10 protein-coding genes are annotated in these 13,697 nt (G+C 35.9%); 8 read left to right on the top strand and 2 right to left on the bottom strand.

Annotated elements, in window-relative coordinates; translation table 11 throughout:
- The first annotated feature begins 20 nt into the window (after window positions 1-20).
- From ACZLXV_RS00155 to ACZLXV_RS00145, 3 genes are all read left to right on the top strand, one after another.
- Window positions 21-776, top strand: coding sequence for a tRNA threonylcarbamoyladenosine dehydratase (locus ACZLXV_RS00155; protein ID WP_482382114.1), 756 nt, complete (start codon window positions 21-23; stop codon window positions 774-776).
- A 543-nt stretch (window positions 777-1,319) separates the two neighbouring features.
- Window positions 1,320-3,872, top strand: coding sequence for an RICIN domain-containing protein (locus ACZLXV_RS00150; RefSeq protein ID WP_482382113.1), 2,553 nt, complete (start codon window positions 1,320-1,322; stop codon window positions 3,870-3,872).
- A gap of 160 nt (window positions 3,873-4,032) precedes the next feature.
- Window positions 4,033-4,227: a hypothetical protein gene (locus ACZLXV_RS00145; RefSeq protein ID WP_022225446.1), complete on the top strand. Its 195-nt coding sequence runs from the start codon at window positions 4,033-4,035 to the stop codon at window positions 4,225-4,227.
- 114 nt (window positions 4,228-4,341) lie between these two features.
- On the opposite strand, the gene ACZLXV_RS00140 is transcribed toward ACZLXV_RS00145, so the two are convergent.
- Window positions 4,342-5,355 carry a LacI family DNA-binding transcriptional regulator gene (locus ACZLXV_RS00140; RefSeq protein WP_482382112.1) on the bottom strand — a complete coding sequence of 338 codons (1,014 nt, stop codon included), beginning with the start codon at window positions 5,353-5,355 and terminating at the stop codon, window positions 4,342-4,344.
- Between the two features lie 332 nt (window positions 5,356-5,687).
- Here ACZLXV_RS00140 and ACZLXV_RS00135 point away from each other — a divergent pair, with 332 nt between their 5' ends.
- From ACZLXV_RS00135 to ACZLXV_RS00125, 3 genes are all read left to right on the top strand, one after another.
- The gene (locus ACZLXV_RS00135) at window positions 5,688-6,974 is read left to right on the top strand and encodes a galactokinase (RefSeq protein WP_482382111.1); all 1,287 of its coding nucleotides are present in this window, start codon (window positions 5,688-5,690) and stop codon (window positions 6,972-6,974) included.
- Between the two features lie 81 nt (window positions 6,975-7,055).
- Window positions 7,056-8,546, top strand: a complete 1,491-nt coding sequence (galT, locus tag ACZLXV_RS00130) for a UDP-glucose--hexose-1-phosphate uridylyltransferase (protein WP_482382110.1) — start codon at window positions 7,056-7,058, stop codon at window positions 8,544-8,546.
- Between the two features lie 301 nt (window positions 8,547-8,847).
- Window positions 8,848-10,239, top strand: a complete 1,392-nt coding sequence (locus tag ACZLXV_RS00125) for an MATE family efflux transporter (protein ID WP_482382109.1) — start codon at window positions 8,848-8,850, stop codon at window positions 10,237-10,239.
- Between the two features lie 504 nt (window positions 10,240-10,743).
- On the opposite strand, the gene ACZLXV_RS00120 is transcribed toward ACZLXV_RS00125, so the two are convergent.
- Entirely contained in the window at window positions 10,744-11,661 is a 918-nt protein-coding gene (locus ACZLXV_RS00120) for a S1 RNA-binding domain-containing protein (protein ID WP_482382108.1), read from the bottom strand.
- Between the two features lie 330 nt (window positions 11,662-11,991).
- On the opposite strand from ACZLXV_RS00120, the gene ACZLXV_RS00115 reads away from it, so the two are divergent.
- Together ACZLXV_RS00115 and ACZLXV_RS00110 are read left to right on the top strand one after the other, a co-directional pair.
- Window positions 11,992-12,372, top strand: coding sequence for a hypothetical protein (locus ACZLXV_RS00115; RefSeq protein ID WP_482382107.1), 381 nt, complete (start codon window positions 11,992-11,994; stop codon window positions 12,370-12,372).
- A 189-nt stretch (window positions 12,373-12,561) separates the two neighbouring features.
- Complete coding sequence (locus ACZLXV_RS00110; RefSeq protein WP_482382106.1) at window positions 12,562-13,689, top strand: glycerate kinase family protein; 1,128 nt, start codon at window positions 12,562-12,564, stop codon at window positions 13,687-13,689.
- Window positions 13,690-13,697: the final 8 nt, after the last annotated feature.

The following is a 13,697-nucleotide window of genomic DNA, read 5'->3' as shown; positions in this document are numbered from 1 at the left end:
GATACGATACGGAGGTCTAAATGCAAAATCAATTTTCACGTTCAGAATTGTTAATAGGAAAAGAAGGGATTGAAAAACTTCACAAATCAAGAGTTGCTGTGTTTGGTATAGGCGGAGTCGGAGGTTATACGGTTGATGCACTTGTCAGAAGCGGAGTTGAACAGATAGATTTGATAGATGATGATAAAGTGTGTCTTACAAACTTGAACCGTCAGCTTATTGCGACAAGAAAAACAGTGGGAAAAGACAAGGTAGACATTATGCGTGAACGCATATTAGAAATAAATCCAAAGGTTACAGTCAATGTTTATAAGACATTTTTACTGCCTGAAAATGCAGACACATTTCCGTTTGAGGAATATGATTATGTTGTAGATGCGGTAGATACTGTGACGGCAAAAATTTCACTTGTTATGAAATGTCAGGAAACAGGAACTCCGATAATAAGCTGTATGGGAGCAGGCAATAAAATGGATGCAAGCGCATTTAAAGTGGCTGATATTTATAAGACAAAAGTGTGCCCACTCGCAAAAGTAATGCGTCGTGAACTTAAAAAACGCGGCGTGAAAAAGCTTAAAGTTGTTTATTCGGAAGAAAAACCGATGACACCTATTGAAGATGAAAATGATAATTGCAAGAACAATTGCATATGTCCTCCGGGAGTACAGCGTACATGCCTGCAGAGACGAGCAGTACCGGGAAGTATGGCATTTGTGCCAGCCGTAGCAGGTCTTATTATTGCAGGTGAGGTAGTAAAGGATATTATTGCGGAGTAAATTAATCGAAAATAAATATTGATATTAAGCGGCATAAATAAAGAAATCGTCACTTGTATGTATCGATTCTAAAGGATTAGTCTTTTGGAGATTGATTGAGTTATATAAGTGGCGATTTTTTTGACTTATCAGGTAAGGGACTTGTACCCCTACTGATATGCTGCGATAGCAGATGGTAATGTTATGAGCAGGCAGTGAATGTGTATTGCAAATATCCGCTTGACTATAGTTATCTGTATTTTTATATGCACTTTCGCAATGCTTTTGTTTTAGATAAAACAGAACAAATTTAATAAATAGTAAAAATAAGCAAAAAAGTTGTATAATAATTAAAAATTATATGCATTTTTTGCTTTTTTGTATTTTAAAAATGAAATAATGCTGATATAATCAACATAAAATATAAAATAATTTAGAATTATTTATGCAAAGTATCTAATAGGGTATGGGAGAGTTTCTGGAGGCTTAGTATTTAACACTATCAGGCAAAGAGCGGAGTGTACCACGAATATTCGCTTGGCAAATCTAAAGGAGAGTATGAAAATGAGACTTAAAAAAATCACAACTGTACTTATGGCAGCAGCAATGTGCATATCCGGTATGACGGCTGTACCTGCTGATGCCAATGCGGCGGCAAGTTCATCAGCTGCTTCAAGCACAACGAGAATTTCCGTGCATGACCCATCAATTTTTTATGATTCATCGACAGGTTCTTACAACATTTATGGTTCACACATGGCACAGGCATCATCAAAGGATTTGAGAAACTGGTCTGCTATGGGAACTCAGGGATATACAAACAAATCTTTGTATGCGAGTGAAAATGTCGAGGGTATTTATTATATCAAAAATAAGTTTAGCGGATTGTACCTTGATATTGAAAATGGCTCAGCACAAGATGGAGCAAATATCCGTCAGTGGTCTTACAACGGTTCTGATGCACAGAAGTTTAAATTTGTCTCTACCGGTGATGGTTATTATTATATTCTTACGGGTGCGACAAGCTATAAAAAGTGTGTCGATGTTGACGGTGGTTCATCAAAAGACGGCACTAACATTATGCAGTGGAGTTATTGGGGCGGAGAAATGCAAAAATACCGCATTGTTCAGAATGCAGACGGAACATATGCGATTTTGACAAAAGCAAGTGATTGTAAATCAGGTCTTGATGTATATGACTGGAGCAAATCAGCAGGTGGAAATATAAATGAATGGAACTATTGGGGCGGTGACTGTCAGAAATGGGAAATTGTAACGGCTGTTAAAAACAGTGGAAGCACAAAAGCTTCAAAAAATGAATCTCTTGAACAGTCGCTTGCATCATCATTCCAGTGGGCAGGTTACAATGACTCCGATTGCAAGGGCGGATACGGTGTCTGGGCACCTGATGTCATATACAATAAAAATTATGTATGGAAAGACGGAAGTAAGGGTGCGTACATGATTTATTATTGCACATCATCAACGGCTGTGCGTTCATGTATAGGATATGGGGTATCGAAGTCTGCGACAGGTCCGTTCTCTTATGTAGATACAGTTGTTTATTCTGGATTTACAAAGGGAGATGTTAAGGTTACGACAACATCTGACCTTGGTACAAAGACTGTTAATACAAACTATAACAATACCAATATTCCAAAATTGATAAATAACGGAAAAGTTGAGAAAGTTGGAAACTGGTTCTCATCAAATGGAGCATATAATAGCAGTCTTTATCCAAATGCGATAGATCCGTGTATTTTATTTGACGCAAATGGAAAACTATGGATGACATATGGTTCATGGTCAGGAGGAATTTGTATTCTTGAGCTTGACGCGGCTACCGGTCAGCCGAAATATCCAAAAACTACAAGTGGTAACACAGACGGATATTTTGGTAAGAAAATAGCAGGCGGATATAAAAAATCAGGCGAAGCACCTTACATTCAGTACGATGCAGAGAGCGGTTATTATTATCTCTATGTAACATATGGATGGCTTGGGGCAGACGGCGGCTACCATATGAGAATGTACCGTTCAAAGACAATCAATGGAAATTATGTTGATGCCGCAGGAAATTCAGCAGTATTTTCAGCAGGAACAAATCAGGCAGACCGTGGAATAAAAGTTATGGGAAATTATAACTTTACCCCGATAATGCAGGGTTACAAATCAGCCGGTCACAACTCAGCATTTATTGACACGGACAATCAGAGATACCTTGTTTATCACACCAGATTTGACAGCGGAAATGAGTCCCATGAAGTGAGAGTACACCAGCAGTTTTTAAATCAGGATAACTGGCCGGTTACGGCAGTTTATGAGTATCTCGGAAGTACGATTTCAAAAACAGGTTATTCAGCATCAGATATGCTTGGAGAATATGAATTTGTAAATCATGGAAAAGATGCTTCAACAAAAAATGTCGGAATGCTCACAACACAGAAAATAAAATTAAATTCCAACGGAAAAATCACCGGGGATGTGACGGGAAGCTGGAGTTATATTAAAGGAACATATTATTGTCAGATGGTTATAGACGGTGTGATGTATAAAGGTGTATTTTTCAAGCAGAAGGATGAAACACCGAGCCACAATGAAGTTATGACATTCTCATTGATAGGAAAAAATAATCAGACGATATGGGGAACAAAAAATTCAGTTAAAGTAAGCAAGACGGAGGGAATATTTTATATAAGAAACAAGTTTTCAGGCAAATATTTAGATGTGGCAGACGGAAGTTCGGCAGACCATGCGAATATCCAGCAGTGGGCATATAATGGATTTGCATCACAGAAATATAAGATAGTATCAAATGGTGACGGATATTGCTATATACTTACAGGAGCATCAAATTATACAAAGGCACTTGATGTGGCAATGGGAAGTGCTGCGGACGGAACCAACATTGTACAGTACAGTCTGAACAAAGGGACAAATCAGTTGTTTAAATTAAGCAAACAGTCAGATGGAACATATGCAGTATTGTCAAAGGCATCAAGCTGTAAATCAGGTCTTGATGTGTATGACTGGAGCAGGGATTCAGGCGGAAACATAAATCAGTGGAATTTCTGGGGCGGTGACTGTCAGAAGTGGATATTGGCTGCAGTAAAGTAAGAATGTCTGGATTTTAAAATAAAAAAGTAACAGGACTATCTCCGAAGAGACAGTCCTGTTACTTTTTCGATACTTTTAAGAACTCCAATTGTTAAATCATGTCCTTTGTGGTTCGGAACCGTAACAGAATTTATATGATACATTACAATATAGGGACAGAATGGAACAAAAGCAGAGTGCTATGCTGGATCTTTCAAAAATGACAAATGAAATTGCTGAGGAACAACTGGAATATACAAAGAAGATTAAAGATGAAACTACTAAAGCTAATACTCTTGCAAAGTTAAATGCAGCTTTAAATTATGCTACATATAAGGATACAAAAAAGATTAAAAACGAACTTAATAAGAAGTAAAAATAAAATATCTAGTAAGAATGAAAACACTCAGAGCATTTAGATAAAACTGTCTGAGTGTTTTTGAAAATCTATTATTTTAAAAGTGTTTTCAGATTTTTTATTTTTCATGAACTATCTTCCAATATTTTTCCTACAGCTTTCTCTTACCACAAGTTCACACGGTATTTTAGCCTTAAGCGGTGTTTTTATGCTGAGATTTGAAGCGACGTACACAAGGTTTGCACCATGTTGCCCCATATCGTATGCCGGAGCGTGTATGGTTGTAAGCGGAGGCTCAATGTAGGCACTTGTTTCTTCGTCGTTAAAACCTATAACGGATATATCGTTAGGAATTTTAAAATTATTTTCGCGAATTGCTTTCATTGCTCCGAGTGCAATAACATCATTTGCCGCAAATACGGCAGTTGGAATATTATTTTCATTAAAAAGTTGATTCATCATATTGCAACCGGATTCAAAGGTAAAACTTTCTTCTTTAAAATAAGGTTTATAATCCATTTTTCTGTGATTCATATATTTTTTATAGGCAGTTGTGCGGGCATCTGTTATAAGTTCATGATTTCCGACATATTCTTTTCCGCCTAAGAATGCAATTTTTTTGTGACCAAGCCCTGTAAGATAATCAAGTGCGCTGTAAACAGCGTGTTCAAAATCCATTGATAAGGAGGTGATGTTAAATTCGTCTACAGCCATATCGAGGAATACAATATTGTTACATATATCAATGAAATTTTTGATTTCTTCACGGCTGAATTTACCTATACATATAAGTCCGTCAACATCGTTTAATTTTGAAAAGTTTTCGGAGTCTCCGGGAAATACACGGAGTACATTTATATTATTTTTTTCACAGAAATCTTCTACACCCTGTCTTGCTTTGAGATAATAGTTGTCTTTTAATTCTTCTTCGGCTGAAAACCATAAAACTATACCCATTGTAAAGGTGTTTTTTGCGGCGGGGGTATTTGCTCTTGGAAGCTTTTTATAATTTAAATTTTTTGCCGTATTCAACACTTTTTTTCGTGTTTCGGCTGAGACATGAAGTGTATTATCGTTGTTTAATATTCTTGAAACGGCACCGGGAGAAACGCCTGCTTTCTTTGCTATATCACGAATTGTTGCCATATAACGTCCTCTTTCTTCGTTAAATTAGTTTTTATAAGTTCAGTTGTAAAAAAGAAAATTGGCTGCTGGTCGCACAGTAAGTGTGGACAGTAACAACAGTAACCAAAATTGTATCTGTTTAAATACACAAATGTTTACTAAACATATGGTAACACAATAAGCAAAGATTGTCGAGATTATTTATAAAAAATACAGTAAACATTTAGTAAAAATAATAGTAAACAATTCTTGACATTTTAGTAAACAGGTATTATATTAGACTTAAATAAGGCAGAGTGTTAATATATAAGAATTTTTGTTAATTGGCAGATAAATTTAGGAGGATTTTGTGCATGAAAAAGACAAGTGAATTAAAAGAAGCATTAAAAAAAGGTGATTATAAAGACTTATTGTCAGATATTTATGTTGATGAGAGCAAGATTAAATATCAGACAGAGCGTTATATTAAGGCAATTGAAAAGTTTGAAAAACTTTACGGTGAGGGAGAGGCAGCTATTTATAGTGCTCCTGGAAGAAGTGAGGTTGGAGGAAACCATACAGATCACCAGCATGGTGAAATTCTTGCGGCGTCTATCAATCTTGACGCTATTGCAATTACAAGAAAAACTGATGACAATATGATACATCTCATTTCAGGTACATATAAAGAGATTGTTATTGATGTCAGCAATCTTTCTTATAATGAAAGTGAACAGGAGACTACAAAAGCTTTGATAAAAGGTGTGCTTAAAGGTGCAAAGGATCATGGCTTCAATGTTGGTGGATTTAAGGCATACATTACAAGTGATGTGCTGATTGGAGCAGGATTATCTTCATCCGCTGCTTTTGAGACAGTCGTAGGTACTATTATTTCATATCTTTATAATGAAGGAAAGATGGATGCCGTTACAATAGCCATTATCGGTCAGTATGCGGAGAATGTGTACTTTGGAAAACCTTGCGGTCTTATGGATCAGATGGCGTGTTCGGTAGGAAGTCTTGTTCATGTAAATTTTGCAAATCCAAAAGAGCCTGTTGTTGAAAAAGTTGAGTTTGATATGAATAAATATGGATACAGTTTATGTATCACAGATACAAAAGGTTCGCATGCAGATTTAACAGCAGATTATGCAGCAGTTCCGCAGGAAATGAAGGAAGTTGCAGCTTATTTTGGAAAAGAAGTTCTTCTTGAAGTTTCAATGGAAGATATTCTTGAAAATATAGCAAAGCTCAGAGAAAAGTGCGGTGACCGTGCAGTGCTTCGTGCAATTCATTTTATAAATGAGAATAAGCGTGTCGGCAAAGAAACAGGTGCTCTTAAAGCAGAACAAATTGATAAATTCCTGAGTCTTGTCAAGGAGTCGGGGGATTCATCATATAAATACCTCCAAAATGTCTATACCGTAAATGATATTAAACATCAGAATGTGTCACTTGCTCTTGCTATAAGTGACAGCGTGCTTGAGGGTGGAAACGGAGTATGCCGTGTACATGGCGGCGGATTTGCCGGAACTATTCAGGCGTTTGTTAAAAATGAAGCGGTGCCAGAATATCTTGAAAAAATGGATAAGGTATTTGGAAAGGGAGCATGCAGTGTTCTTAAAATTCGCAAATATGGTGGAATGAAAGTCATTGATTAAATTAAGAAGATAAAACATATATAAAATTATTGGATAATAAATGAGAGTAAATATAGAAAAAACAACAGTGAGGTAAAAAAAGTGATTACAAAATATATCAGTGAACTTGTTTTATACGGAAAAGAAAATGGCTTGATTGAAGAATGTGATGAAATTTATGTTACAAATAGACTTTTAGAATTATTTGATGTAATGGAATACAGCGAGGTTGATAAAGTTACATCGTTCAGACCGGTTCATGAAATTCTTGAAGACATGATGACATATGCCTTTGAGAAAGGAATTATGAAGGAAGATACAATCACAGCAAAAGATTTATTTGATACAAAGATAATGGGTTGTATTACTCCGGCACCAAGTATTGTGAGAAAGAAATTCAAAGAAAAATATGATGTTTCGCCAAAGGAAGCAACAGATTTTTATTATAATTTCAGTCAGGCAACCAATTACATAAGAAAAGACAGAATTGCAAAGGACGAGAAATGGGTAACTGATACGGAATATGGAGAGATTGATATTACTATAAATCTCTCAAAACCTGAGAAAGACCCAAGAGACATTGCAAAAGCAGGAAAAGCTAAAAAATCAGGCTATCCGGCATGTCTTTTATGTAAGGAAAATGAGGGTTATGCCGGACATTTCTCGCATCCTGCAAGACAAAATCACAGAGTTATGCCTGTTACATTAGATGGACAGCAGTATTTCTTACAATATTCACCATATGTTTATTATAATGAGCATTGCATTATATTTAATGCAGAGCATACACCAATGAAGATAGATAGAGCAGTATTTAGGAAAATACTTGATTTTGTAAGACAGTTTCCGCATTATATGGCTGGTTCAAATGCAGATTTACCTATAGTTGGAGGTTCTATTTTAAGTCACGACCATTTTCAGGGTGGCGGTTACACATTTGCAATGGCAAAAGCCGGTTATGACAAAACTTTTAAACTTCCGGGATTTGAAGACATAACAGCAGGAATCGTGAAATGGCCTATGTCAGTAATTCGTTTACAGGGTGAAAATGCGGAAAAGATTGTGGAGGCAGCAGACCACATTCTTACAAGCTGGAGAGCATATACAGATAAAGATGCTTTTATTTTTAGTGAAACGGATGGAGTGCCGCACAACACAATTACACCGATTGCCCGTATGCGTGATGGCAAATACGAACTTGATCTTGTTTTGCGTAACAACATTACGACTAAAGAAGCACCATGGGGAATGTATCATCCATCTGCCGATCTTCATCATATTAAAAAGGAAAATATCGGACTTATCGAAGTAATGGGGCTTGCGGTACTTCCAGCAAGATTGAAAAAAGAAATGAGTGACTTGGCAGAAGCGATTTTAAATCACAAAGATATTCGTGCAGATGAGACACTTGAAAAACATGCCGACTGGGTAGACGAATGGATTGGAAATTATACAATCACTTCAGAAAATATTATGGAAATAATTCACAATGAAATAAGTAAGGTATTTGTCAAGGTGCTTGAATGTGCAGGAGTTTATAAGCGCACAAAAGAAGGTCAGGAAGCATTTATGAGATTTGTTGAGAGCTTGTAGTTTTTATTATATTAAGAAAGTTTGCAAAGCACGATTTTATCGTGCTTTGTAGCATTTATACACCATTTTTCTTGTTTATTTTTCATAAAATATGGGAATAGAAAGAAGCAAATTGCACAATACAGTTTGATTCATTAATTATAGAATTATTTTATTCGCAAAAATACAGACAGAAATTAAGCATGTTGCATATATTCTTCTTTTCGTGCTATTATATGAAACTGTACGGCATAAATAGCTTTTAATCATTATAAATGATATAATAAGATTAAATTATTGAATTACACGGAGGGAGATAAAAATGGATAATCAACAAAATTCAGTTCCGGTTCAGGAAAATAAAATGGGAACTATGTCAATTGGAAAACTTGTTTTTAATATGTCGCTGCCGATGATGGTTTCGATGCTGGTTCAGGCGTTATACAACATTGTTGACAGTATATTTGTTGCAAAACTATCTGAGAATGCGCTGACGGCAGTTTCGCTTGCGTTTCCGTTGCAGACGCTTCTTATCGCAGTAGGCACCGGTACAGGTGTTGGTATGAATGCACTTTTGTCTAAGTCTCTTGGGGAGAAGAATTTCAAGAAAGCAAATAAAACTGCAACAAATGCTGCTTTTATTTATGCATTTAGCTATATAGTATTTCTTATACTCGGTTTTACTATAGTTAAGCCTTTTTATAGAAGTCAGGTAGGGAGTGCAGATGCTGAAATTATGACGATGGGTGTTGATTATCTAAGCACAGTTATGATTTTCTCATTTGGAATATTTACACAGGTCTTTTTTGAGAGACTTCTTACATCGACAGGAAGAACTATTTTTAGTATGATATCACAGCTTAGTGGTGCATTGACAAATATTATATTAGATCCAATTTTGATTTTTGGTATGTTTGGTTTCCCTAAAATGGGAGTGACAGGTGCAGCAGTGGCAACAGTAATCGGTCAGTGTGTTGCGGGTATTGTTGCGGGAACATGCAATCATAAGTTTAATCATGAGGTTAAGTTTGAATTTAAAGGATTCAGACCGGATTTAAAGATTATCGGAACGATTTATGCGGTGGGTATTCCTTCAATAATAATGCAGTCAATAGGTTCAATAATGACTTATTGCATGAACAGAATACTTATTGAATTTTCATCGACAGCTACAGCGGTATTTGGTGTTTACTTTAAATTACAGAGCTTTTTCTTTATGCCTGTATTTGGGTTAAATAATGGAATCACACCTATAATTGCTTATAATTACGGGGCTAGACAGCGTAAGCGTATGACAAAAACGATAAAGCTCAGTCTTTTTGTTGCATTTTGTCTTACATTTATCGGTTTTGTTCTTTTTGAGAGTATTCCACAGGTTTTGCTTGGAATGTTTAGTGCATCTGATGATTTGCTTAAGATTGGTATACCTGCACTTAGGACAATCGGCGTACATTATCTTATCGCATGGTACTGTATTATCGTCGGTACTGTATTTCAAGCACTTGGAAAAGCAATATTCAGCATGGTTGTATCGATTATGCGTCAGCTTGTGGTTCTTATACCTGCTGCATATCTGCTCGCAAAGTTCGGTGGGCTTCATATGGTATGGTGGTCGTTTCCTATTGCTGAGATAATGTCTTTTATCGTATCGACAGCATTTCTTATAAGAATATGGCGCACAGTTATAAAAGATATTCCGGAGGGACATGAATAAAATCAATTAAAATTAGAAAAATTTGATGAGCGTAACAGCATATATAAAAATGCTTAAAATATGGCAATTCGTACTGTTAGCCGTTAGCAGCAGGCAGATACTTTTTGGCTGTAATTGACATTATGCATTTAAAAATATGTTAAGCAGCTCATCAATTTTTATATTTGTTTATTCTTTTTGTATTTGAGCTATTCTGATTTTGAGAAATTTCAATTTTAACCTGTGCACGTTTTTGTTCTAATAGTGGAATTATTATATAATACAGCCTGTCATCTTTGAATGATATATAGTGCGTTCAGTATATGCGTTTGAATTTATTTTGGCATTCCAGGCAGTTTTCTTTTTACGTGAGCTGTTAAATGAATTATAGCTGTATTGTTTTTTAGTGTTATATGTATCTTTTTTTGAGCGTATTTTTATCAGCATTGTGATTTAAACCGAGAATTTTATAAGCAGCATCAGTTGTCATAAAGTTTCTTTCCTATGCATTTTTATAATAGGTAATTATAATTTAATTCCTTTAAGCAGTTTTGCAAAAGGACTTTCATCTTTTTCTTCTTCCTTATCTGCACGAAACTCATCAGGAATTTCGTATGTATCTTCTTCATCATCAGGAATATCATCTTCAAGTGCTTTCATGCTGAGTGATATTCTGTCACCATCAAGAGCGATTATTTTAGCGGATACAATATCACCGAGCTTGACAATTTCTTTTGGGGATTTGATAAATTTATTTGTAATCTGTGAAATATGACAAAGTCCGATAAGTTCCTCGCCTATTTCGATAAATACACCGTAAGATTCCATACGCACGATTTTTCCTGAAACAGTTTCGCCGACAGCGAGTTTTGAAACTTTCTGTGAATGTTCAAGAGCGGCATTTTCTCTTGCGATTTCTTTTGCTGACAGAACAAGTCTTTTTTCAGTTGCATCAGCAGTGATAATAATTGCATTTAAGGTCATACCGACATAACTTTCAGTATCATCTACATAATCAAGTCCGATTTTTGAAGCAGGGATAAACGCTTTGACACCTTTTACAAAACCGGTTACACCACCTGAGTTTGCTTCTGTTATTTTAACGGAAAAAACAGTACGGTTTGCCATATCATTTTTAAGTTCGTCCCATACAAGTAGATTGTGAGCAGCTTTTTTAGATAATATGACAGCTCCATTATCACCCTCTGCATCAATAACCATTGCGCGAATCGTATCGCCGATATTGCAGTCATTTTTGATTGAAAATGCAGGATCGTCGCTGCATTCTTCAAGAGGAATAATCCCCTCCGTATAATAGTTTAAATCGACAGTCAGCTCAGTTTCTGAAATACCGATTACAGTTACATCTAAAATGTCACCTTCTTTTATTACCTTAAAAGAACTTTCAAGTTCCTTTTCAAAATCTTTCATGCTGGCAGCCATGTCTGTTACCTCCTTTACGGTTTGTTATATAAATATTTGGCGATGTTTGGATCAAAAGGTATTTTGCCCCTTGCATCATTTAGTTTAAGTATAGTGTTAAAAAAAGATATGTGCAAGTTTTTTACATTTAAGATTTTATCAATTTTATATTGAGAATGATTTGAGTTAAAAAGTAAGAAGGGTTAAGTATGAATGTGTGTGAGGCGACTATTGGTACAGCAATAAATTTATAGCTTTATGCTGACAGCATATGACATTTATTAAGTATAGTGCTAAAATACAGTTTGTTATATAGATGATATAAATAAAAATTAGTAAGGGAGAATTAAAATGAAAACAGTAAGAAGAATTTTATCAATAACACTTATTATGGCAATGTGTGTAGCTGTATTTGGTGTTGCAAAGACAAGTGCAAAGAGTATTTATTTTTCAGGAGAATATCGCAAAAGTGATGGAGCAGAATTTATCTTAAATCAGTATTCATCTCCAGAAGGAAAGAATGTAGGAAATTTCAAAATAAATATTCCATATGCATATAACGCATACAGTGGTGAGCTTATGAAACAGGGAAAGGATAAATATTATTCAAAGAAAAAAGGTTTGACAATTAAGGTTTATAAGAAAAAAATTGTTGTTACCGTATCAGGAAAAAAATATGATAAGGCATTAAAAGGAACATATAAGTTGACAAAACGTTATCCTCGCCCATAGAGATATCAGTAGCAGAATAAAGAAAGTATTGCAGTACATCACCGATGAAAACGGTGGTGTACTGTTTTTGAGTTCACTAAATATAATATATAGTAATACAAAAGCTTCTCATTGTGGTAGAATAAAAACATGAGAGGCTTTTGTGCTGTGTAATATGAGAGGTAAACACATTGATAAAGAAGGGAAAATATGAATATACTGATTTCGATAGATTCATTTAAAGGAAGCATGACTTCCATGCAGGCAGGAAATGCAGCAAAAAAAGGAATTTTAAAAGCTGTTCCTGATGCAGAAGCAGTAGTATGTCCGCTTGCAGATGGCGGTGAGGGGACAACGGATGCACTTATAGAAGGCATGAGTGGCGAAAAGATTGAACTTGAGGTTACCGGACCTTTAGGCGAAACGGTCAGTTGCTATTATGGATGGCTTGAAGAGAGCAGAACAGCAGTTATGGAGATGGCTTCGGCAGCGGGACTCACACTTGTAAATGAAAAAAAACCGATGATGGCAACTACATACGGAGTTGGAGAGATGATTCTGGATGCAGCAAAAAGAGGATGTGAGAAAGTTATTATCGGAATAGGCGGAAGTGCGACAAACGATGGTGGTATTGGAATGCTTCAGGCATTTGGATATCAATTTCTGGACAAAAACAGAAAAGATGTTGGGAAAGGTGTAGCGGCATTGGGAAAAGTAGAGATGATTATTGCTGATAAAGTAAATCCTTTGATATCAAAAATCAAATTTCAGGTTGCTTGTGATGTTGATAATCCTCTTTATGGTGAAAAAGGAGCCACATATATATTTGGTGCGCAGAAAGGCGTGACCGATGAAATGAAGCCGCTTATAGATAATGATATGAAACATTTTGCAGATAAGACAAAAGAAAAACTCGGTGTGTCGTGTGAAGATATTCCGGGAGCAGGTGCAGCAGGAGGTCTTGGTTTTGCATTGCTTTCATATTTAAATGCAGAACTTACACCCGGGGCAGAGCTTGTAATGCAGCTTACAGATATGGAAGATAAAATTAAAAATTCAGATATAGTCATAACAGGTGAAGGACAGCTTGACAGCCAGACTGTTATGGGAAAAGCACCTATAGGTGTAGCAGGACTTGCAAAAAAATACGACAAAAAGGTGATTGCTTTTGCCGGAAGTATATCTGCTGATGCAGCAATCTGTAACGAAAACGGGATAGATGCATTTTTTCCGATAGTCCGGGGAGTGACTACGCTTGAAGAAGCAATGAAAAAAGAAAATGCAATTAAAAATATGGAGCTTGCAGTGGAACAGGTTTTCAGAGTAATCGTGTTATGAGCAAGCAG

Source organism: Butyribacter sp. (genome assembly GCF_056818865.1).
Note: the sequence above shows the minus strand (reverse complement) of the source record. Positions and strands in the feature narration are given on the sequence as shown.